The organism is Cupriavidus sp. GW822-FHT03E04, from assembly GCF_058801495.1.
Genome location: NZ_JBXANI010000049.1, coordinates 14140 through 37228, shown reverse-complemented (window position 1 = coordinate 37228; position 23089 = coordinate 14140). Strand labels below are relative to the sequence as shown.

Sequence of the window (23089 nt, the reverse complement as noted above, 5' to 3'; positions counted from 1 at the left end):
TTCCCCGCGGATTGCACTCACAGATAAGTTTTGGATCCGTAGCAGGTTGTGGCGAAAGCGCACCGCTCTTGCTCACCACATCTTCGGGATTTTCACTTAAGTGTTTTCCCTAGCACACCAAGTACACTGCGGCATCCGCCGCAGGCAAGTGCCCACTGCCACCGTGTCTGAGAGCTTTAGAGCTGACGGGCACCGTCCCCGGGCATCGATCCGGATGCACACACGCGAGGCGTCAAGCGCGTGCCATGTGGATGCGTCGGTACTCGCCTTGGAAGTACAACAAGGGATCGCGAGAGGCGTCAAAATGCGCCCGCTTGACCAGCCCTATCACGATCACATGGTCGCCCCCATCGATCATCGCGTCGATCGCGCACTCAAAATTCGCCGCCGCATCCAAGATAATGGGCACCTGCTGGTCCCACACTTCCCACTCCGTCTCGGCGAAGCGGTCCACATTGCGCGACGCAAAGCGCGTCGACACCGGCTGCTGGCCAATGTGCAGCACGTTGACTGCGAAGGCCCCGCGCCGGCGCAAGGCTGCGACGGTCGGCGACTCGCGCTGGACGCAGAACAGCACGAGCGGTGGATCGAGCGACACTGACGTAAACGAGTTCGCGGTGAAGCCGAGCGGCGCCCCGTCCGCATCGTTTGTCGTGATCACCGTCACCCCGGTAGCGAAGCAGTCCAGCGCTTCGCGCAGCACATGCGGCTCAAAGCCGCCCTGTGGGCGCGGCCCGCGCCGCGGGTCCGCACGTTCGAGGAAGTCCAGCACAGCTATGTCGAAAGCATCGTTGCGATGGCCTATGACCACGTCCCCTACACCAGGTATCTCCGCAACTTCCGCGTGCGGCACGAGCGCTCGAAACTCCACCACACTCTGCCGGTCAACCTTGCTGCTCGACGCTCCATGCACTAGCAGCGTCGGGATATCGAGCGCCTCCGCCGCCGCCGTGAGGCGGTGCTGTGCCGCCAGTCGGCCCTCCGGGCCGACGTTGAAGCCATTGTATGCCGGGTCGACGTGCCAGCGAAAGCGGCCGTCGTCGGCACGCCGAAGATGGCGTCTGACCGCGGCCGGGTCTACGACCATTTCAGCAGAGTTGAAGTGTTCTGCCAGTGCCTGCGCGGCCTCCTCCACCGTTGCAAAGCCGCTCGCGTCGCGCGTCATGAGCTGGTTTGTGCGATCGAGGCCGGAGCGCGTCATCCGTGGCGCCGCGTCCACCAGCACGAGCGAGCTGGCGATCGGCCCGGTGCTCTCGCCAATCGCCGCGAGCGCAGCCAGACCTCCCATCTGCGCGCCCACGATTGCCGGTCTGGAAGGAAGTTGCTTCACAATCGCGACGACGTCCTGTACGAGGTCACCAAACTCGTAGCGGCGCTCGGGCGACCAGTCGCTGTCGCCGTGCCCGCGTGGGTCAACCGTCACCGCGTAGCGTCCGGCCGCCGCGAGCGCCTTGGCCGCCTTGGTCCACGCCTCCCGCGTCTGGCCGAAGCCGGGCAGCAGCAGCACGCACGGGGCGTTGGGGTCGCCCACCGCGTCCACGGCCAGTCGGATGCCGCCAGAGCCGTAGAGTACGATGTCCATTTGTGTCGCTTCCCGATGAAATTCCGTGCACCCAGTTTAGCCAGTCGACACTAGCCGCACTTATCCGGACCGGCAACAGCAGTTGCCGCCAGCGAACCTGCGATCCTCGACACCCAAGTTCACTGCTCAATCCCGAGAATCAGACCGCTTGTTGGCACGGCGCTGCCAGCCGTCACCAACACGTTGTGCACGCCTTGCACCTGATTGACGGCGGCGCCACGCAACTGCCGCACAGCCTCCGCGACGCCGTTCAAGCCGTGGATATACGCTTCACCTAGTAGGCCGCCGTGCGTGTTCACTGGGAGTTGCCCACCGATTTCTATGTTGCCATCCTTGATGAATTCCTTCGCTTCGCCCCACTTGCAGAAGCCGTAAGCCTCAAGCGAGGGCAGTACGGTTGGGCCGAAGTGGTCGTATAGGATCGCCACCTGGATGTCCTTCGGCGTCAGCCGTGCCGTCTCGTAGAGCTGGCGCGCGACCAATTGACACTCGCCACGCGGTGTAATGTCGGGCCGGTAGTAGCCGCCCAGGCTCATCGTCCCCTGCGGCGCGCCCTGTGCGGCGGCACGGATGAGGACCGGCTTCTGCCGCAACGTGCGTGCGCGCTGCGCACTCGTCACAACAACCGCCACTGCACCGTCGCTCTCTTGGCAGCAGTCCAGCAGGCGCAGCGGATCGGCGATCATTCGCGAGTTGAAATAGTCCTCACGCGTGATCGGCTTCCCGTAGAAGAAGGCCTTTGGATTGCTAGCCGCGTGGCGCCGCGCGGCGATCGCATAGCGGGCAAAGTCCTCACTCGTGGCCCCGGTCTCTCTCATGTAGCGCTGCATCGTGATAGCGATCATCGCGGCCGGCGTCTGCAGCCCTTGCATGCCGAGGTAGCTGAACATCAGATTCTCCGGGGTTGGGGATACCGTGTCCAGCGGCGTGCCAAAGCGGTACTCGGAGCGCTCGTTCATCGCCCGGTAGCAAACGACGACCTCAGCCACGCCCGCGGAGACCGCGAGCGCTGCCTGCAGCAGCGGCGCGCAGGCTCCACCACCGCCCGCTGGAATGCGGCTGAAGAACGTCAACCCCCGGGCGCCGATGGCCCGGGATATCTCGAACTCCGCATTGTTGTCCATCGTATATGTGGCCATGCCGTCGACCTCGCTGGGATTTATACCCGCGTCGGCCAGAGCAGCCAGCGTGGCCTCCACCGCCAACTGCAGTTCGCTACGCCCCGAGTTCTTGGAGAATTCGGTGGCCCCATAGCCAACGATAGCGGTCTTGTCCTTGAGATTTGCCATGCGCTGTAGCCTCGCTTTAACTCGATCACTCGTCCGCAGGCACGAAGCGGTAGCCCGCCACAGTGCCGCGCCGCAGGAATTCCGTGCGCACACGCATCCCGATATCCAGAGGTGCCCTCATCCCGTCCATTCCACCCACGACGCGCACTCCCTCGTCCATCTCGACCAGCGCCACCGGATGTGGCACGTTGAAGCCGCGAAGCGCGGGATGGTAGTGCACCGTCCAACTGAAAATGGTCCCCGTGCCGCGTAGCGCCAACGGGCGCCACTCGAACGACTGGCACGAAGGGCACGTGGGACCTGGCGGATTGCGTAGCAGTCCGCAGTGAGCGCATTGTTGGACAAGCAGTTGGTCTGCCTTCAGGCCCGCGTAGTGGAAATCGTAGTCGCGGTTCGAGCAGGGCGCCGAATGGCCCTGAGTAAGCGGTGATGAAGTGGCGGCGTCGTTTGACATGCTGGTGTTCCAAATCGAAGGTTGGCGAATGAGTGTGGCCCCTCGCGCTAGCGCCGTTGCGCTCCCGTCGAAAAGAGGGAGACATCGATCGTAGCGATTACCAGCGGGCAGCTTGATTCAGGACTGCACCAACACCAACCTGAATCCACCGCTCCTGAGCGGTATCTTTGGCGGTTCCCCGCGTGAGGCTGCGGGGAAACTGAACAGCTACCCATCCGCTGCGTCCGCGAGCGAGGCTGATTGCCCCTCCCGCAAGCAGGTCACTGGCTGTGCAACGGACTCAACCCTGTCTCGATCTGATCGCTGCTTCGTTCAAGCCGGCGACTCCATGTTGAGGGGTTGCTCCATGCGTGACGACGTCACGAGCGTAGCGGGGAGCCTTGTACAGCATCCAGAGATACACGAAGGCGAGTACCGTGTTCGCAATGCCTGCCGCGATCCAAGGCCACTGTGTGAAATAGGGGCCCAAGTAGGGATTCACCAAGAAGAATCCCACCGGCCCGGTCTGAATCGCCAGCGCCCAGGCTATGACAAAAGACTGACCTTTGCGCGAACCCCGACGCAGCAACATCGGAATGTTGAAGAGATTCGAAAACACGATGGAAATAGAGAAGCATTCCAGGTAAAGCGGATCCCCTATCATCGATTTAAACCACAGGAACATGACATAGACACCAGCCTGGATCGCGACGAATGACATGAAGGCCTGGAGCTTGCTATTACCCAGTCCGACCTCCTTCCGACTGTAGTTTATGATCTGCCAAATTAAAACCAATTCAAAGCAGACGAATATGCTCATCGCAATCAAATTTCCATTGAAAAAAGGATGATTGATCGTCTGAGTCCAGTATTCGTAGTTCAGGACGAAATAGGTATCGTGCGCGAAGAACATTGCGACCGTGATGATTGGGATCGCGTGCGACCGGTCACGAAATCCGACCCACACGCCATAGATAATCTGGACATAGGCGAGGAGATTTGCGATTGTTCCGAATACCTTAAGGTATTCCATGTTCGCATTGATGTACCCAATGATTTCGGCAACCGTATATTGTGGCGTTATAATCATGATTTTCTCTTTCAGATAAATGGCCGTTCATTGGCGATTGGTCAATGATCGACCCACGTCGCCACATCCGCCAGACCTGCCCGTCGCGACCGAAACGCGTTCGCAGGATGCGTCGTATCGGCGTACCCGAACGAGGCGCCCAGTACCACGGCCCGGTCTTCGGGAATGCCGAAGAACTCTCGCATGAACGGCGCGTACACCGCCAGCGCGGCTTGTGGGACGCTGGCAATGCCCAGACTCTGCGCCGCCAGCAGCACGCTGCCAAGGTAGAGGCCGCAATCGATCGCCCCATACACACCGAGGTCTCGCTCGGACGTGACAAGCACCATGTGCGGCGCACCAAACAGTGAGAAGTTCCGAAGGGCCTGCCGTGCCGAAGCGGCGCGATCGCCGTACTTGACGCCGACGCTTTGGTAGAGCTGCCAGCCCACCTCTCGTTGCCGCTCCTTGTAAACCCCCCTGTAAGCCGCGGGAAACGGAAAATCGGGACTTACGCTCGGCACATTGCCGTGCGCCGAGTGGTCGGCCTCGGCATGTGCGAGCAGCGCCTCGCGGAAACGACACGTACCCGCGCCCGCAGTGACGATAACCTGCCATGGCTGCGAGTTGCACCAGGAGGCAGACCGCTGTGCCATGGCGAGCATACGCTCGATCACCGGACGCGGCACCTCGTCGGGCAAGTACGCGCGACAGCTAAAGCGCTGCGCGAGCAGCCTCTCGAGTACGGCTGCGTCATTGGCATTCGTAGTTGATGGCGCGGCAACTTGCTCGATGGTCATCATAGGCCTCCACCCCGCGCCATCGTGCTCATGCACGAATGCAATTGGAATTGATGCTCCGGCGGCCCGGAGAGCGAACGATCGTAGGGCATGGTAGTCCTCACAGCTCCTTTATGCGCGCACGCCGACCTCCGGAGCGCGCCGATAAGGATGCATAGCTAGATCGCAATGCAGATTTTTCCAAAATGGGCTTTAGCCTCCTGATGGCGGAAGGCTTCCCTCAACTCGGCCAGGGGAAAAACTCGATCGATGACAGGCTGTAGTCCGTTGCCCGCAATCGCTCGCATCATCTGCTCGAGGTGCGCACGGCTCCCGACTGTGAGCCCGGTCACCCGCAAGTTCCCGGTGATGACCAGACCCGCCGGAAACTGGATCGGCTTGCGGCTTAACGCCCCGACCAACAGGACCTGACCGCCCACGCGGCAAGCCCGGAGCGTCTGCGACAGGTCGCCGCCGACGACCTCAACCACGAGGTCAACGCCACGCCCGCCGGTGATAGCCTTCACGCGTGCCCCCCACTCGGGCTCCTCCAGGTAATTCAGTACGTGCCGCGCGCCCAGGGCCTCAAGCCTCGCACGCTTGGCGTCGGAAGACGTCAGTGCGATGACTTCGGCGCCGGCCATGCGGGCGAATTGCAGCGCAAAAATCGAGACGCCGCCCGTACCCTGCACGAGCACGGTGTCGCCCGGCTTCAACTGGCCTTCCACCATCACTGCGCGCCAGGCTGTGAGACCTGCACAGGGCAGAGTTGCTGCCTCCTCGTGCGACAGGCCCTCTGGTACTTTGACGAAGTCCGACTCTCGCCTGACGACATACTCGCTCGCGAAGCCGTCGACCTGTTCACCGCGCATGCGACGAACCGCGGCAGCCGTGGGCGGGCCGTCGAGCCAATCAGTAAAATACGTGCCGACGACCCGATCGCCCGGCGCCAGCGTGGTCACCTCTGCCCCCACTGCGATCACCTCCCCTGCACCGTCGGAGAGTGGCACGCGACCGGCCTCAGGCGGCATCACTCCAGTCACGACCAGATAGTCGTGAAAATTGAGCGACGACGCGCACACGCGCACCAGCACCTCGCGCGGTCCAGGCTCGGACTGCCGCACGTCCACTAGTGCCAAGCCATCGATCGACGGCGGGTGCATCACTTCAATCCGTTTCACAGTTTTCTCCCTCAACCGGCTCAGACCGCCAGTTCGTCTTTGATGAATCGACCGTACTGCAGCACCGCCTTTAGGTAGCGGCCGGGGTTGGTCAGGATGCTGATATCGGCCACCGGATCGCCGTCGATGACAAGCAGGTCAGCAACCTTCCCCGGCTCGATCGTGCCGGCGTCAATGTGCCGCCCCAGCTCGGCGCCACTGGCGGTGGCCCATCTGAGCACGTCGACGGCCGGGATCCCCATGTCCTTCACGTAGACCTCGAGTTCGCGGGCGTACACGCCTGGTTCGTGCGGCAAGCCCTGGGCGCCGTAATCATCACCCGGCACGATGCGCAAGCCCGCCCTGTTGGCCTTGGGCAGCATATCGAGCATGTTGAGCCATCCGAACTGGTCTGGATCGCTTCGGTCCGTTGGGGTGGCGGTCTTCGAGTGTCCGAGGATCTTGGTAAGCAACATGCTGGGCACGAGTGTCGCGCCTCGAGAGACCATCTTGTCGATGCACTCCTCATCCATGTAGTCCGCGTGATCCAGAATGTCGACGCCGGCGTCCAGGCACTCGAGAATGGCCTCGCGTGTAGTCACGTGGGCGCGCACGCGCGCCCCACGCTCGTGGGCTGTCTCCACTACCGCGCGCATCTCGGCATTGGAGAGTCCACGATACGCCTTACTCCAGGAAAAGCCGTGGCCGCCGCTCGGCAGGAGCTTGATGATCTCCGCACCGAATAGGATCTCCTCGCGAACCGCCTTGATCATTTGCGGCACCCCGTCGGCGAACACGTTCTGTCCATGGCGACGGATGCCATCGGCGGGCGGCGCGGAGCTAGCCCACCACTTGGCCCGGTCCTCGTAATCTCCGGTCGTCACAACGTGTCTGCTGCAGGTGGTAATGTGCGGTCCATCAATGAGACCGCTCTCCTTGGCCATTCGCAGTTGGGTGTCATGGTTGTGACCGCACGAACCAGACACCACCTGCGTCACGCCCGACTGCAAGGCGACCCGCATTGCGTTAGCGTATTGCAGTGCGAGGATGGCGGGTGGCTTTTCTGTGCCGAGGAACGTACCGGCGCGCTGCGACCCGAACAGAGGCGGCCCGATTTCCACGAACTCGCCGTGCCAGTGGCCGACCGTCATGCCAGGCATAAGCGTCTTTCCGGCCAGATCGATGCGGCGTTCTCCCGGCTGTGGCGGGGCATCTTGGCCCACGCTCACAATCTTGCCGTCCTCGACCACAACCGTCGTGCAGGGCCTGCAGGTGCTCTTGCCGTCAAAAAGGTTGGCATTCGCAAATATGGTCCGTTTCGCCACGATGTCTCCTTGCGTCTTGTTCTTCACTTAGTGTAGGTCTGAAGCCCCCTTTGCAGTTGCCTCACGTGGTAAGCGTTCTTGCTTATGCCTGCATGGGGCCACCGATCTCAGCTCGCTGCCCAGCGATAGGGGTTTCAGCAGATTGCTCAATATGCTCCGGTGGTGAAAGGGAAAACTTAGAGATCGATGCTTTCGGGTCCGGACCAAATCGCAGTGAAAGGATGCGCCGACGGCGCACACCGCCGCAACCGATCTCGGGCTGCTTGCCGCCAAAGGACGGCTCGATTGCAACGTTGATCTTCGCGACCACATCAAAATGGAGTGCAGCGACGGACAACACGCCGACCTCCCTTTCTCCTACAAAAGGAGCCTCACACAGAAGGGAAGGCTCACCACCATGACGAAGAGCGCAACGACGCTGGACGATAAGTACTCACTCGAAAACGGTCGGGTATTCATCTCGTCGAATCAGGCGCTGGTGCGCCTGCCACTGGACCAAGCGCGACGCGATCGCGCCCTCGGGCTACGAACCACAGGTTACGTCTCGGGATACCGAGGATCACCGCTCGGGGTCTATGACGCGGCGCTTTGGGGCGCACACAAGCTGCTCGATCAGCACGACATCCGCTTCCAGCCCGGCCTCAACGAAGAGCTCGCGGCGACGGCAGTGCGTGGCACTCAAGAGCTCCATTGGTTCGGCAAGAGCGACTACCAGGGAGCCTTCGGCCTTTGGTATGGTAAGGGCCTCGGCATGGACCGCGCCTGCGAGGCGCTCAAGCTCGGCAACCTCGAGGGGTCATCGGCGCACGGCGGCGTCCTTGCGGTGGTCGGCGACGACCACGGCGGGAAGTCCTCGGCCAGCGCACACCAGTCGGAGCACACCCTGATTGCGGGCTTCCTGCCGGTGCTATATCCGTCTACGATCCGCGAGATCCTGGAATTTGGTGTTTTCGGCTGGGCGCTGTCTCGTTACAGCGGCCTCTATGTGGGCCTCAAGTGCATCACCGACACGCTTGACCTCGCCGCATCGGTGGAACTGCCGGACATGCACCGCGCCCTCAACCTTCCCCAGGGCTTCACCTTGCCACCCGAGGGTCTAAACCTGCAGCGAAAGCGGCCACCGCTGGTGCAGGAAGACTGGGTCGTGAACCGGCGGTTACCCGCAGCGGGGGCCTTTGTGCGCGCAAACGGCATTGACCGTGTCGCCATCGACTCACCCAAACGGGTGCTCGGGATTGTTGCTGCCGGCAAGGCCTATCTTGATGTGCGCCAAGCGCTCGTCGACCTGGGCCTCGACGAGGTTCATTGCCGTGAGTTGGGCGTCCGCGTCTACAAGCCGGGCATGATCTGGCCGCTAGAGCGCGAGAGTGCGGTGGCATTCGCCGAGAGCAGCACCGCTGTGCTGGTCGTCGAGGAAAAACGCAGCGTTGTCGAAGACCAGCTCGCACGCCACCTTTATGGCATCGCCGCGGATCGCCGTCCAGCGCTTGCCGGAAAGCAAGACCTGAACGGCGCACCGCTGTTGCCTTCCTCGGGCGAGCTGTCCCCTGCGCACGTGCGCCGCGCTGTGGTGCTCATGCTACAGCAGCTGGGCGTGACGGTGCCCGGTATGGCCGATCGCGCCACGTGGTTCGACAATGTGGAGCGCCGCACCGTGACAGCCGGCGGCGCCAATCGGCCCGCGTTCTACTGCTCCGGCTGCCCCCACAACACCAGTACACGCATCCCGGAAGGCAGTACCGCGCTCAGCGCGGTGGGCTGCCACGGCCTGGCGGCCTACGTCATGCCGGAGCGCCGCACGATGGAACCCATGCCGATGGGCGGCGACGGAATGCCGTGGGTATCTGTCGGACCGCTGGTCGACATGCCACACGTCTTCCAGAACGTCGGCGACGGCACGTACTCTCACTCGGGTATCCTGTCGATCCGCGCCGCGGTCGCCGCCAAAGCGAACATGACCTTCAAGCTCCTATACAACGACGCCGTCGCGATGACGGGTGGCCAGCCCGTGGAGGCCGACATCGGCCCTGCGGACATGGTTCGCCAGCTCGTCGCCGAAAAGGTCTGGCCGGTGGTACTCGTGTCCGACGACCCCGAGAAGCATCGGGACGCGAAGCTCCCTCAGGGCGTGGAGGTAATGCACCGCGACCGGCTCGACGCACTGCAGCGCGATCTGCGCGAGCGCAAGGGCGTCTCGGCCATCGTCTACGAACAAACCTGCGCCACTGAGAAGCGACGCCGCCGCAAGCGCGGCACCTATCCCGAGCCCGACAAGCGCGTCTTCATCAACCCCGAGGTCTGCGAAGGCTGCGGCGACTGTTCGGTCCAGTCCAACTGTGTGAGCATCCAGCCGCTGGAGACGGAGTTCGGCCGAAAACGCGTGATCGACCAGTCCTCCTGCAACAAGGACTTCAGTTGCTTGAAGGGATTTTGCCCGTCTTTCGTCACGGTTACTGGCGCGAAGATCGCCAGCAAGGCAGGCGCCGATGACTCGCGCCTCCGCGAACAAATTGCCGCTTTGCCCACACCCGTGCGCATTGGGTCGGCCGATGAGGTCAATGTACTTGTCGCCGGGGTCGGTGGAACCGGTGTGCTGACAGTAGGCGCGCTGCTCGGCATGGCAGCGCACCTCGAGGGCAAGGGCTGCACCATCCTCGACTTGACCGGCATGGCGCAGAAGGGCGGCGCGGTCACGAGCCACATCCGCATCGGCCGCGACCCGGCGAGCTTGTTTACCGCGCGACTCGATGCTGGAAAGACCGACGTCATCGTCGCGTGTGACATGATCGTCGCCTCAAGTGCTGACGTCCTGAAGACCATCAAGCCTGGTACTACCAAGGCAATCGTCAACCTTGACGTAACCCCTACCGGCGCATTCCAGACGAATCGCGACCTCGAAATCAACAACGAGGCACTGCGCAACGCGATCGCCCAGGGGCTCGAAGGGGGCGAGCTGTTCGCACTACACGCCACGCGCCTGGCCACGGAGCTCACCGGCGACAGCATTGCGACCAACGTCATGATGCTAGGCTACGCCGTGCAAAAGGGCCTGGTGCCGCTCGCGGTCGAATCGATTGAGGAGGCGATCCGCCTCAACGGCACCTTCATAGACGGCAACCTCCGGACTTTCGCTCTCGGGCGGCTCGCAGCCCACGCACCTCAGGCACTGACACCTGACAAGCCTGCCGCCAACATGACGCGCCTCGACACACTGCGAACGGTGCTGGATAACCGCGTGCGTCTGCTCACCGAGTATCAAAACGCAACCTATGCAGAGCACTACCACCGCTTCGTTGTCGACATCGAGCGCCGCGTGCATGCCATGCATCTCGCGCGCGGCCCCGAGTTCGTGCGCGAGGTAGCGATCACGCTCGCGCGCCTGATGGCCTACAAAGATGAGTACGAAGTCGCGCGCATGCACAGCGATCCGCGCTTCCAGGAGCGACTGCGTGCGCAGTTCGCCGGCGACTTCAAACTGACGTTCCACCTGGCGCCACCGCTCCTTCCAGGGCGCGACGCGTCCAACGGCCGACCTCGCAAGCGCGAGTTCGGGCCCTGGATAATGCCGCTGTTTCGCACGCTCGCGTCGTTGAAGAAACTGCGCGGTACGCCATTCGACCCGTTCGGCCGAACTGCGGAGCGGCGCGCGGAACGCAATATGGTGCAGAAATACCGCGAGCTTATCGAGCGGGCAGTCGACAAGCTAAACGCTGACAACGTGCAGGCCGCGATCGACTTGGCACATGCGCCATCGGAAATCCGCGGATTCGGCCCGGTCAAACACGCAGCACTCGAAGCGTACATGGCCCGCGAGCCGGCGCTACTCGCTGCACTTGATGTAAAGCCGGCGCGCGAGCCGGTAGTCCAACCCATCGTCTTCGTTAGCCGCTGAGCATTCGCCCTCCCCTTCTATGAGTCAATCCATGACAACGATGTTCTCGACCCTGCAACTCGACATCTCAGACCAAATCGCTCACATCCGGCTGTCGCGCCCCGAACTCTTGAACCGCTTCGACGCACGCGCGCACGTGGAATTCGCGGACGCGCTCGACCTCGTCGCGCGCGACGAACGAGTGCGGGCGCTCCTGCTTTCTGCCGAGGGCAAGGCGTTTTCAGCCGGCGGTGACTTCGACGAGATCATCGAGGCGCGCGACTCCATCGCAGTGCGCGAGCGCATGATGCGCGACGCTCGGCGCGTCTTTCGCACGCTGATCGGTCTACCCTTCCCCGTCATCGCGGCGATTCAGGGTCCCGCCATCGGAATGGGTGCCACACTCATGACACTGTGCGACATTGTAGTGGCATACGAGGAGGCAAAATTCTCGGATCCACATGTGGCGATTGGCCTCGTCGCCGGCGACGGCGGTATCGTTGGGTGGTCGCAGTCGATCGGTGTGCTGCGCGCCAAGCGATACCTTCTGACGGGCGACCGCATCACGGCGCGTGACGCATACGCAATGGGGCTGGTGACCGATCTGGTCACCGCGCCCGAGCACGCCGAAGTCCGCGCCCGCGAGATTGGCCGTCAGATCGCAACACTCCCCCGGGCCGGCGTGGAAGGCACGAAGCGCGCGTTTGTCCGCCTGACCGAGCAGGTCGCGCAAGCAGCATTCGACATTGGGCTCGCCTACGAGATGGAGAGCATCGCGCGGCCGGAAGCGGCCGAGGCCATCGCGCGAATGCGGGGATGAATCCCAGTGTCGAACTGGCGGCGGCCCCTCTACGACGGAGAGGAGCCGCCCCTGGGGATCATGCTGAGGGAAGTCCTCCCTTGCGCATACGCTCCCACGTCGAGCGGTTCCAGCCAGTGGCAGGACTTCTGGAACCACCTCTCCATATTCCATGCGCCGGCGCGTCCCATGGGCGAAGATTGGCCTCGTCGCCAGCGACGGAGGCATCGGTGACTGGTCGCAGTCAATCGCTATGCCGCGCTCCAAGCAATGCCTGCTGACTGGCGACCGCATCACGCCACGCGTCGCAGAGGCGATGAGGCTGGTGACCGACCTCGTCATTCCCTACGAGCACGCCAAGGTCCGCGCCCACGAGATCGGCTGTCAGATCGCCACCGCCTCGCGCCGGTATGAAAGGACCGAAGCGCGCGGGCATCCGTCTGACCAGGTTGGTCGCGCACGCAGTGTTCGACATCGGGCTCGCGTACACGATGGAGAGCATCGCGCGGCACGAGTCTATCGCGTGAATGCAGCGTGACCTCCTGCGTAGAAGTGACGGCGAACCAACTGCGACAGGGAGCCCCCCGGCGGATCACGATGAGGGAAACACCCCATCGCACGCGCCGTCGAACCCCGCATACGCTCCTATATACCCCACGCCCGGGCGCAACCCGCATATTGATCGCGGACTTATTGACCGCATTGAACTTCCCTCATCTGAACGTGGATGGATGCGGATTTTGGTCTACCCGCGCGACGCCCGGCTTGCGCGGAAGAGCATCGGTGCGAGCCGGTCCTTGCGCTGCTCGACGGTCCCGCCCAGCACCTCGCCAAGACGCGCCCGCTTGAGGAACAGGTGACACGGATGTTCCCACGTGAAGCCAATGCCGCCGTGCAATTGCACGCAGTCCTCGCTGACCATCCGGTAAGCCGCGCCGGCATGCAGTCGCGCTCGGGCCGCCTTATCGACCGCATTGGCCGGATCGGAATCTGCCGCGCGGCAGGCCGCGCGCAGCAGCGCGCGCGACGCCTCAATTGCTACCTTGTGGTCGGCACAGCGGTGCTTGAGCGCCTGGAACGACGCGATAGGTCGGCCAAACTGCTGGCGCTGGTGCATGTAGACGAGTGTCTCTTCGAGCACCGCACTTGTACCGCCCAAAGCATCGCAAGCCAGCGCGATATCGAGGTGCGTCCGCATGCGAACGAGCACCTCGCCTGCAGCGTCGCCGCGCAACACGATCTCGCCGTCTGACAACGTCAGCCCCCTTAGTTCGATATCGGCGACTTCTCGGGTCAGGTCCCAGGCCGGGCGGCGCGTGACGACCACGCCCGGATGCGGTAGCGCGATCAAGGCGATAAAGCTCTCTTCGCCCTCCACAGGCAGCATGAGGTGCGTAGCGTGCGGCGCGTCCAAGACGTTGCGAAGAACGCCGTCGACCACGCGCGTCTGGCCCTCGGCGTGGACGGTCAGCGAAACGGGGGAGCCCAACGCCGGCACAACAATCGCCTCGCCGGCGGCGCCCGCCTCAATTGCCGCCACCGCTTGGCCGGACACGACAGAGCGGCACAGGGCATCAAGCCCGACCGCGGCACCAATGTAGGGTGCGCGCGATAGCGCGCGACCGAGCTCGTCGTAGAGTACCGCGACAACCGAGAGCGGCTGAGCGAGACCACCGTATTCCTCCGACACCGTCAAGCCGAGCCAACCGAGCTCTGCCATGAGCCCCCACAACTTCCGCTCCAGCGGTCTTTCGCCCGAATGCGCGAGCAATACCTGCCGGTCGATCTGCTCCGCCAGCACCCGCCGCGCAGAATCCCGCAACTCTTCCGTGTCAAGCAAGGCTTCCAAGGTCATCTCCCCTCTTGCGTCTATCCGTGTCACGCCGCGCGTTCGCGCGGCATGCCGAGCACACGCTCGGAAATAATGTTGCGCTGAATTTCATTGCTGCCGCCAGCGATCGACCACATGAACGAGTTCATGTAATCAAACAACCAGTTACCAGTCTCGTGACCGCCACCGAGCGTGAACGGGGTGAGCAACTGCGATCCATCTTGTGCCTTGAGGCCGAGCGTCGTAAAGTCGCGAAGTACCTGCGCATAGGCGAGCTTGACGATAGAAGCCGCGCCACCGATCTCCTTGCCTGCGATTAGTGCGGCCATCATTTCGCTCACCAGCGCACGCAACGCGTCGATGCGCGTAAAAACGTCTACGGCCTCGCGCCGCAACTGGTCGTCGGCAACCACACCGTCACGCTCGCCAAGCGCGTCAAGCAGCCGCCATCGGCTCCACGACATGCGCTCAGCCAGCTCGAAGATTGCCACGCCGCGCTCCGAACTAAGGGTGGTCTGGGCCACGCGCCACCCCGCGTTCTCCTCGCCGAGGCGGTTGGTCACCGGGATACGCACGTCGGTTAGGAAGATCTCCGAGAACTCCTCGTCGCCTGTGATCTGTCGGATAGGCCGGCATTCAACCCCCGGCGACTTCATGTCCATCAGCAGGAATGTGATACCAGCCTGCTTGGGACCGCTCGAATCGGTTCGCACAAGCAACAGGCACCAGTCGGCGTGCTGGCCGAGGGTCGACCAGATCTTCTGGCCGTTGACCACGTAGTGGTCGCCTTCGCGGACCGCGCGCGTGTTCAGCGATGCCAGGTCGGAGCCGGCGTTGGGTTCCGAGAAGCCCTGGCACCAGATCTCGCCTTCCAGGATCGCAGGCAAATGACGAGCCTTCTGCTCCTCGGAGCCCCATTCTGTCAGCGTCATTGCTGCGTGGTAGAGCGAGATAAAGTAGAGGATAAGACGAGGCGCGTCAGCGCGCACCATTTCCTCGATGATGACAAGCTGCTCGTCGAGCGTGCGCCCGCCTCCCACCCAGCCAGCCGGCCAGTGGGATGTCGCATAGCCGCTCGCCACGAGCGACTTCATCCAGTCTCGCTGGAACGCGAGGAATTCCTTCGTACCGACGCCGGTCATGCTGCGCCGCCAATCGGGTGGCAGGTGGTCCGCCAGCCAGGCACGGACCTGTGCCCGGAGTGCATCAAGCTTGCCGTGATCATTTGCCATGTACAGTTCCTCCGATGTGGGGTTGTCTCCCGCCGCTCGCTACAGGGTGCGCGCGATCAGCAACTTCATGATCTCGTTCGTGCCACCGTAGATCCGGTTTACGCGCACGTCCTTGTAGAGGTTGGCGATCGGATACTCAAGCATGTAGCCGTACCCTCCATGCAGCTGGAGGCATTCGTCGACGATCCTGCAGCACGCCTCGCTGACCCAGTACTTCGCCATCGACGCCGTCGCGGTGTCGAGTGTTCCTGCGAGCAGACGTTCGGTGCAGTTGTGAAGGAAGACCTTTGCGATCGTTGCCTCCGTCTTGCATTCAGCAAGCCGGAACTGGGAGTTTTGGAAGTCCATCAAACGACGGCCGAACGCTTGGCGCTGCTTCACGTACTCGAGGGTCGACTCGAGCGCACACTCGATCGCGGCCATGCACTGCCACGCAATCACCAGGCGCTCCTGCGGCAGCTTCTCCATCAGCTGTGCGAAGCCCCGCTCCTCCACGCCGCCCAACAAATTTTCCGCTGGCACGCGCACGTCGCGGAAGAAGAGTTCGGTCGTGTCGCGTCCCTCTTGACCAAGTTTGTCGAGCAGCCGCCCGCGCTCGAAACCCTCGACCCGGTCAGTTTCAACGACGAAGAGCGAAATGCCCTTCGCTCCGGCCCCGCCGTCGGTCTTGCAGGCGACAATCACGAGCCCTGCATGCAGGCCGTTGGTGATGAATGTCTTCTGTCCATTGATGACGTAGTGCTCGCCGTCTCGCCGCGCGGTCGTCCGCATGGCCTGCAGGTCAGATCCCGCGCCGGGTTCGGTCATCGCGATGGCGAGGACAGTCTCACCTGACACAACCTTCGGCAGCCAACGCAGCTTTTGCTCCTCCAGACCGTAGGTCACGAGGTAGGGCGCAGCCACTGCGTTGTGCAGCGGCAACGCAAAGCCCTGCACGCAGCGTCGACCGAGTTGCTCCATCAGCACGACCTCGTGCCGGAAATCCCCTCCCCCGCCGCCGTACGCTTCGGGGATGCTGACGCCAAGAAGGCCTGCCTCACCGGCCAGGCGCCATAGATCACGGTCCACTGAGCCGTGCTCGCGCCAGCGTTTCACGTCGGCCTGCGTCGCGTTGCGGTCGATGAAGCGTTGTGTCATCGACTCGAGGAGCGACACGCTCTCATCGGTCCAGCCCTCAGGCCGTGGGACGTCAATAGGCATGACTCAAGCCTCCATCCGAACAGACACGTACTTCCCTCGCGACCGCGACGACGGCTGCGTGTGCAACGTTCGTCTTGAACACATGCCGACTACGGGTCTGGCGGTTGATGCAGATAGTGGTTACACCGTTGCTAACGGCGAATCTTGCTTCGGACATGGGATGTCTCCTCTTGGGTTTTGCGATACATATCAGGCGGCCTCTGGCGTCCCGTACATCGGGCACTTATGCTGCGCGCTCGAACCACCCGAAGGCGAGTTGATTGGCGACGTCAACCTGCACAAACTGCAGGTCGCGCGGACCCGAACCCGTCTGCCTTTTGCAACCAGACACCCGATCAGGGCACCCCGCTACGTGAGCTGTGGCGCCTCCCGTCCAGAACTCGCCCGCGCCCCCATCGCCACCGGGGCCACGTACCACGAGTGTCGTCATGCCGGATAGATCGAGAATGGTGTCTGTCACGCCGATTCCTATCTCAGGTTGCTCAATTACTGAGAAGTTTCACTAGTTCCGCCAGGTCGGGTCAAGGGCGGCGCAGGATCACAGCATGCGCAGAACAGATCGTGCTCCGGTGCAGCGAAGAACGATACTTCGCGTCGCAGCGACCTGCTTGTGAGAGCAATCGCTTTTGCCCAACGCGTACACGATGCCCCGGTGCTCCTGCCTTCTATCTACTATTAGACCCACGACCTCTTCCACGCGGTCAAGTCATACGTTCCCGTAACTCAGACATTGGCAAAAAACACATGCGAAACCCTGTTATTGTCGACGCCATCCGCACGCCCATGGGCCGCGGCAAAGCGGACGGCGCACTCTCCACCGTGCATCCCACCGACCTGTTAGCCGGACTCTTCAAGACGCTTCTGACGCGCCACGATATCGATCCGTCTACAGTGGATGATGTCATCGTCGGCTGCGTGAGCCAGGTCGGCGAGCAATCCGGCGCGCCGGGCCGCCTAGCCTGGCTAGGCGCCGGCCTGCCTGAGTCGGTGCCATCGACCACGATCGACCGCCGTTGCGGCTCGAGCCAGCAGGCGGTGCACTTCGCGGCGCAGGGAATCGCCGCGGGCGCGTACGACATCGTCGTGGCCGGCGGCATCGAGTCGATGAGCCGCGTACCGATGTTCAGCGCGCGCATCGGTCAGGACCCGCTCGGTGCCACCATCTACCAGCGTTACGAAGGTGGCCTCATTCCTCAGGGCATCGCCGCCGAGCGCATCGCCGCGCGCTGGGGAATTTCCCGCGAGTCGATGGACGCCTACGCTGCTGAATCGCATAAGCGCGCGGCAGCCGCTCGCGATGGGGGCAATTTCGCCTCCGAGATTGTGCCCGTGACTCTGACCGACGGCGTCCAGGTGCGTCACGACGACACAATCCGCGACACGACCACCGCGGACGGGCTTGCCAAGCTCAAGGCGTCGTTCTTCGACGAAAAATGGCTTGGGCGCTATCCGGAAATCCAGTGGGGCGTGAGCGCCGGCAACTCGTCGCAACTGTGCGACGGCGCGTCCGCTCTACTCATCATGAGTGAGGACACCGCACGGCGCCTAAACCTGACTCCACGCGCGCGTTTCGTCGCGTTCGATGTAGTCGGCGACGACCCATTGATGATGCTCACCGCGCCGATCCCCTCAACCCGCCGCGTGCTTAAAAAGGCCGGGCTGCAGGCCAGGGACATCGACCACTTCGAGGTCAATGAGGCTTTCGCCAGCGTGCCACTCGCGTGGCGGAAGGAGTTCGACGTCGACCCGGCTCGCCTCAATCCCCGGGGTGGTGCAATCGCGCTCGGCCATCCACTGGGGGCCTCAGGTGGCAGGCTGATGACTACCATGCTCCACGCATTGGAGCAGACCGGCGGCCGCTATGGCCTCCAAACCATGTGCGAGGCAGGTGGCCTGGCCAACGCAACCATCATCGAACGGCTCTGAGCGGGACAAAACAATATGAACATCACCGGAAATTCCGCAGTCGTCACCGGGGGAGCCTCGGGGCTCGGCCGCGCCACGGTCGAGAAGCTGCTGTCGCTGGGAGCTAACGTCGTCATTGCCGATCTGCCTACCTCCTCGGGGGCTGAGGTGGCAAAGGAACTGGGCGCCGCGTGCCGGTTCGTGCCGGCGGACGTCACGAGCGAGGAGCAGATGACGACCGTGTTCGCCGCGGCAAGCGAATTCGGCCCCCTACGTGCCACCGTGCACTGCGCCGGTCGCGGCGGCCCGCTGCGAGTAGTCGACAAGGAAGGCATTCCCGGGTCGCTGGACCACTACGAGATGGTAGTGCGCGTCAACTTGGTCGGCACATTCAACGTGCTGCGCCTCGCGGCGGCTGAAATGGCCAGGGTCGAAGAGCTGGAGGGAGAACGTGGAGTAGTGATCCTCACCTCGTCGGTAGCCGCCTTCGAAGGCCAGATCGGCCAGATCCCCTACGCGTCCGCCAAGGCCGGCATCGTCGGCATGACCATCGTCGCCGCACGCGACCTTGCGAGCCGCAAGATCCGCGTGTGCACCATTGCGCCAGGAACCTTCGATACACCGATCCTCGCACGTGTGTCACCCGAAGCGCGCGAGGGACTCGCCAAGGCTGTGCCTCATCCGGCGCGCCTGGGGCACCCCTCTGAGTACGCCATGCTCGCCGCGCACATCATTGAGAACCCCATGCTCAACGGCGAGACGATCCGCCTTGATGGCGCCATCCGGATGCCTCCCCGTTGACGCCTGGCCTTTGCCCGCTAACAGCGGGCAGGTCGAACACAACTCGGCTCGGCCTCCTTCAACTGGTACAACATCCTGTAAATAGGCTTGATGAATGCTTGATGAATATCGGCCTGCAGCTATCGCTGCAGGAGCGTGACGACCACTCGCGCCATTTCGTCGAGTGTCGCGCTCCCAGGTGGAGGCTCCCAAGGCCCACTTCGACTCCGAAAGGCTGCGCCATAACCACTGTGGCTGCAATACGCATGCGGCATGGTGGTAGCAACCATTCGCCCGCGACCCTCGCTGCCCGTGCCCCAGTATAGGATATGCCGTTCGTCTGGTGCACTTGCGATCTCGGGATACTGGGTATCACGAGAGAGCGAGCACCCGATCCGGTTTGGCACCGCGGATGCTCAATGGACGGCCGTAATGGGCTTCTTGGATGGCACCTTTACCATGCCCATCGTCCTCGCGAACGCATTGTCACTCAGCCAACGGATAAGGCATACCAACTTCCCATAGCTACGAGCTGACCGACCGCGGCCACGAGCTCAAGCTTGCGCTTGACGGGAAAAATGCCCTTGCTCGGCGATGGTCGGATTTTAACGGTGGTATCAACGTTTTGACGAGCGTTATTCTCGATGACGAGCTTTGATTTAGATGATCAGTTAATACAATACGGCGAACAGCCGATTTCTAACTCGGACGACTTATCATCTTGCGACGATACTCTGGCGTTCTTCCGAAACAGGAAGGCTGTCTATCACCATTCCCACGCGTGGCTATCCAGAGATTGGAGAACGCGAACGGTGTCGTAATCTGTGCTGTGTTTTCTCGCCGACCCCAAACAGCACACGTCAGCGCGGCCAATCTGCAACTCCAGGATCCAAAAAGGGATGTTCGACCTTGGCGCGAATGCTCGCCTCCACGCGCTGAGATTTTTTCGTCTGCTTGCCGCTGCGCCAGAATGGTGACCGGCCCAGCCAACCACATCATTCGGATACCCGTTCCATCACCTGGTCGAGATCCGCTCGGCACAGTAACACCATCGGGCAATCGAACTTCGTCCACGGCCGCCCCCCCGACCAAAGGTCGTCCGGCGTCGATGAGCCGCTTAAAGTTCCTTGCTCATTTGGCTGGAGGTTAAGCACCGGTAGTAGCATTTTCCTGGGCTCAATTCGCCCTCCCCCGCAGCGCCTGGATGAATTCGCTCATCCCATACGCGCCGGACTATCGAGGAGGGCGTTGCCGTACTACTGCTTTGCGTAGGGGTTCTGGATATTAAAGATGCGCGCGGCGTTCAAGCCAAGAACCTTGGCGCGCTGCACATCCGTCATGAAGTCCATCTGCCGCTCGATACTGAGCTTCGAATGGGGAAACGTGCCCTCATGATGCGGATAGTCGCTCGACCAAAGAATGTTGTCCTCCAGACCGAGACTGATGAGATTCTTCAACGAATCCGGTTCTTCCAACGAAGACGCGAAGCAATTACTCTTGAAGTAAGTGCTCGGCAGCTCGGGGATCACCGGCCGAACCCACATGTGATGGGCCCGATAGGCGTGGTCCATCATATTGAGAACCCAGGGAATCCAGCCGATGCTGCTTTCGATGACGCCAGCCTTCAGCGCCGGGAAGCGTTCAAACACACCGGACGCGATGAGCGTAACCAGCGGGTCGATCCCCGAATTCATCGCAGCATGGAAGTTGATGATGGCGCCACCCTTTCCACCTACGGCACGCGGATCTTCGCCGTTGCCTACGTGGAATACCAGCGGGAGACCGGTTTCCTGAATCGCTGCCCACAGCGGTTCAAACATCTTGTCATTGTATTCCAGGCGGTTTCGCGGCTCGTCGATGCGATTGAACACCGGCCTGTTAGAGACCATTACGCCATGGAACCCGTTGGCAGCGGCCCACTGGACCTCCTTGATGGCATTCTCGACGTCCCCCGCCGCAATCATGGCCATCGGCATGATCCTATGAAACTCAGGCTTGAAGGTATCGAGGGCCCAGCGATTCCATGCACGCGTCATCGCGCCCGCCAATTCAACATCCGGTGTTGCAAAGGTCAAAATGCCTTTTTGAGGAAAAACAATTTCCGCGTCCACACCATCCTGTGCAGCGTGCTGCAGTCGCTGCTCTACGCTGCGGCCTGAGGCAGTACGCAGTACGTCCTCGTCTTCCATCCGATCCGAATAAGGCGCCAACACCTCGAAGCTCTCGAATTCCTCCGCCGTCGGCAAGAGATCTTTCCTATCCGATGGGATCCTGACCAACTGAGGAGGCCAGCCATCCGTGATAAGCCACTGCGTGCCATCGTCGTCGACGCGCACGTGGGGTAACCGTTCCTTGTACTTCGCGTCGACCCGGGACGACAGGAAGTCCAGTGGCTCGTTCGCGTGCGAATCTGCGCTCACAACGAAGTACTTATTGGCGTGCCCCGTCAGCAGACGTTCGCCCCAGCTCGTGGGCTCGCTTGGTTGCAAGCGCCATGCGTTCTTGCTGCTGGTTATATTCGACATAGAAACCTATCCTTATGAATGCTGCGCGAATTGCGCCCCAAGAGTTGTCGCCGCGATGGGTGAGTCAACCTTCGCACGGCTGATAGCAAGCATAAGCTGCGCCGGCAGGAGGGCCACTTCCGTCGACGCAAACGCTTTTGCCTCAGATCGCAATCTTTGCGCCTTCCGAGAGGGAGTTGGCGCCGGCGTGCTACCAAGCGCCGGCTAGCGGCAATTTCAGGGCCCTACTCATCTTCGCGTCGACGTAGCGGCCTTGGGTTCACAAGCCGAACCTTGTCCTGAGACGAAACTCACTTTGCCCGGTATGGACATCGCGAGCAGCGCGGTGGAGATCATCACTACACTGGCACTGAACTAACATCTTCGAACAAGAGGGGTAGCGGATCGTGGGCCGACTTCAAGGAAAGGTTGCCGTGGTGCTGGGTGCGTCGCAGCGGGGAGGCTCGGGGTGGGTTGTTTCACATCGGCTAGCCCAGGAGGGTGCACATGTAATTGTGGCCGCGCGCCGACAGGAGGCAATCGAAGAGCTCGCCGCGGAAATTGGGGGTACGGCCGTTCGATGCGATGCCTCAAGCGAGGCGGACATCGCGGGACTCGTGACTGCGGCGGTCGAGCAACGCGGCCACATCGACATCGCGGTGGCCGCGGTCGGACAGGGTTCGTTTGCCTCGATCGACGAGACCGGCGTGGAAAAACTGCTCGAAGCCCTGGCGGTCAACTTCGTCGGGCCATTCCAGTTCATCCGGTATGCCACACGGCACATGCCCGCCGGTGGCGTCGCAACGTTATTCTCCACCATCACATCTACCGACGTGCTGCCCGGCAGCGTCGCTTATTCATGCGCGAAGGGTGCACTCAATACGTTTGTACGCTATGCCGCCGTCGAATACGCTCCGCGTGGTATCCGAGTTAACGCCTTGAAGGCGGGCATCCTGGAGGGGCCCCAAGCGCGGCGGTGGCGAAGAGCCGGCATGTTCGATCGCTTCCTGCGCGAGGTGCCGCTGGGCGCAGCTGTCGATCCTAGCGAGCTGGCTAGCATGATCGTCTGGTTGGCGGCCGACGCAAAGTCGATCACCGGCGAGGTCATACATGTCGATGGCGGCAGCCATCTACGCCGCCAGCTCTTCCCTGACGAAATGTCGGAAAGCGGCCTCGCGTCAATGGGCCGGAGGCGGCCAAAAGATTGAGCTGGACCAAGTTACGGCCATGCCAGATGGCCGCTAGCCAAAGGCGGTGAGGCCGGATTCGAGGTGCCTATGGCGCTCGATCCTTGATGACACGCCGAGTAGGGCGAGCCCGCTGGAGGACG

At 62.3% G+C, this 23089-nt stretch carries 18 protein-coding genes; 6 read left to right on the top strand and 12 right to left on the bottom strand.

The features are described from left to right. Positions 1-232: 232 nt before the first annotated feature. The 8 genes from AC1RQC_RS39230 to AC1RQC_RS39195 all read right to left on the bottom strand — a co-directional run bounded on the left by AC1RQC_RS39230 (position 233) and on the right by AC1RQC_RS39195 (position 7977). A complete protein-coding gene (locus AC1RQC_RS39230) occupies positions 233-1582 on the bottom strand; it encodes an alpha/beta fold hydrolase (RefSeq protein ID WP_492814867.1) in 1350 nt (449 codons plus the stop codon). Positions 1583-1701: 119 nt separating this feature from the next. Continuing rightward, complete coding sequence (locus tag AC1RQC_RS39225; protein WP_492814865.1) at positions 1702-2871, bottom strand: lipid-transfer protein; 1170 nt, start codon at positions 2869-2871, stop codon at positions 1702-1704. Positions 2872-2896: 25 nt separating this feature from the next. After that, positions 2897-3325 carry a Zn-ribbon domain-containing OB-fold protein gene (locus AC1RQC_RS39220; protein ID WP_492814863.1) on the bottom strand — a complete coding sequence of 143 codons (429 nt, stop codon included), beginning with the start codon at positions 3323-3325 and terminating at the stop codon, positions 2897-2899. A gap of 280 nt (positions 3326-3605) precedes the next feature. After that, on the bottom strand, positions 3606-4394 hold the full coding sequence (locus AC1RQC_RS39215; RefSeq protein WP_492814861.1) for a hypothetical protein: 789 nt from the start codon (positions 4392-4394) through the stop codon (positions 3606-3608). 41 nt (positions 4395-4435) lie between these two features. Beyond that, positions 4436-5176 (bottom strand): nitroreductase, encoded by a 741-nt coding sequence (locus tag AC1RQC_RS39210; protein WP_492814859.1) that lies wholly within the window; start codon positions 5174-5176, stop codon positions 4436-4438. A gap of 155 nt (positions 5177-5331) precedes the next feature. Beyond that, the gene (locus AC1RQC_RS39205) at positions 5332-6333 is read right to left on the bottom strand and encodes a zinc-dependent alcohol dehydrogenase family protein (protein ID WP_492814857.1); all 1002 of its coding nucleotides are present in this window, start codon (positions 6331-6333) and stop codon (positions 5332-5334) included. A 20-nt stretch (positions 6334-6353) separates the two neighbouring features. Beyond that, complete coding sequence (locus tag AC1RQC_RS39200) at positions 6354-7637, bottom strand: metal-dependent hydrolase family protein (RefSeq protein ID WP_492814855.1); 1284 nt, start codon at positions 7635-7637, stop codon at positions 6354-6356. 82 nt (positions 7638-7719) lie between these two features. After that, positions 7720-7977 carry a hypothetical protein gene (locus AC1RQC_RS39195; RefSeq protein WP_492814853.1) on the bottom strand — a complete coding sequence of 86 codons (258 nt, stop codon included), beginning with the start codon at positions 7975-7977 and terminating at the stop codon, positions 7720-7722. A gap of 57 nt (positions 7978-8034) precedes the next feature. Here AC1RQC_RS39195 and AC1RQC_RS39190 point away from each other — a divergent pair, with 57 nt between their 5' ends. The 3 genes from AC1RQC_RS39190 (at position 8035) to AC1RQC_RS39180 (ending at position 12845) form a co-directional block, all read left to right on the top strand. Then, the gene (locus AC1RQC_RS39190; protein WP_492814851.1) at positions 8035-11529 is read left to right on the top strand and encodes an indolepyruvate ferredoxin oxidoreductase family protein; all 3495 of its coding nucleotides are present in this window, start codon (positions 8035-8037) and stop codon (positions 11527-11529) included. 31 nt (positions 11530-11560) lie between these two features. Next, positions 11561-12328, top strand: coding sequence for an enoyl-CoA hydratase/isomerase family protein (locus AC1RQC_RS39185; RefSeq protein ID WP_492814849.1), 768 nt, complete (start codon positions 11561-11563; stop codon positions 12326-12328). Between the two features lie 232 nt (positions 12329-12560). After that, positions 12561-12845: a hypothetical protein gene (locus tag AC1RQC_RS39180; protein WP_492814847.1), complete on the top strand. Its 285-nt coding sequence runs from the start codon at positions 12561-12563 to the stop codon at positions 12843-12845. Positions 12846-13052: 207 nt separating this feature from the next. On the opposite strand, the gene AC1RQC_RS39175 is transcribed toward AC1RQC_RS39180, so the two are convergent. The 3 genes from AC1RQC_RS39175 to AC1RQC_RS39165 are packed head-to-tail and all read right to left on the bottom strand — an operon-like array spanning position 13053 to position 16570. After that, complete coding sequence (locus AC1RQC_RS39175; protein ID WP_492814845.1) at positions 13053-14162, bottom strand: acyl-CoA dehydrogenase family protein; 1110 nt, start codon at positions 14160-14162, stop codon at positions 13053-13055. Positions 14163-14185: 23 nt separating this feature from the next. Then, the gene (locus AC1RQC_RS39170) at positions 14186-15370 is read right to left on the bottom strand and encodes an acyl-CoA dehydrogenase family protein (RefSeq protein ID WP_492814843.1); all 1185 of its coding nucleotides are present in this window, start codon (positions 15368-15370) and stop codon (positions 14186-14188) included. A 39-nt stretch (positions 15371-15409) separates the two neighbouring features. After that, on the bottom strand, positions 15410-16570 hold the full coding sequence (locus AC1RQC_RS39165; RefSeq protein WP_492814841.1) for an acyl-CoA dehydrogenase family protein: 1161 nt from the start codon (positions 16568-16570) through the stop codon (positions 15410-15412). Positions 16571-17314: 744 nt separating this feature from the next. On the opposite strand from AC1RQC_RS39165, the gene AC1RQC_RS39160 reads away from it, so the two are divergent. Both AC1RQC_RS39160 and AC1RQC_RS39155 read left to right on the top strand, forming a co-directional pair. Then, the gene (locus AC1RQC_RS39160; RefSeq protein ID WP_492814839.1) at positions 17315-18496 is read left to right on the top strand and encodes a thiolase family protein; all 1182 of its coding nucleotides are present in this window, start codon (positions 17315-17317) and stop codon (positions 18494-18496) included. 15 nt (positions 18497-18511) lie between these two features. After that, positions 18512-19276, top strand: coding sequence for an SDR family NAD(P)-dependent oxidoreductase (locus AC1RQC_RS39155; protein WP_492814837.1), 765 nt, complete (start codon positions 18512-18514; stop codon positions 19274-19276). A gap of 1235 nt (positions 19277-20511) precedes the next feature. Here AC1RQC_RS39155 and AC1RQC_RS39150 read toward each other — a convergent pair. Beyond that, positions 20512-21780, bottom strand: coding sequence for an amidohydrolase family protein (locus AC1RQC_RS39150; protein WP_492814835.1), 1269 nt, complete (start codon positions 21778-21780; stop codon positions 20512-20514). 386 nt (positions 21781-22166) lie between these two features. Here AC1RQC_RS39150 and AC1RQC_RS39145 point away from each other — a divergent pair, with 386 nt between their 5' ends. Further along, the gene (locus AC1RQC_RS39145; RefSeq protein WP_492814833.1) at positions 22167-22967 is read left to right on the top strand and encodes an SDR family NAD(P)-dependent oxidoreductase; all 801 of its coding nucleotides are present in this window, start codon (positions 22167-22169) and stop codon (positions 22965-22967) included. The last annotated feature ends 122 nt before the right edge of the window (positions 22968-23089 follow it).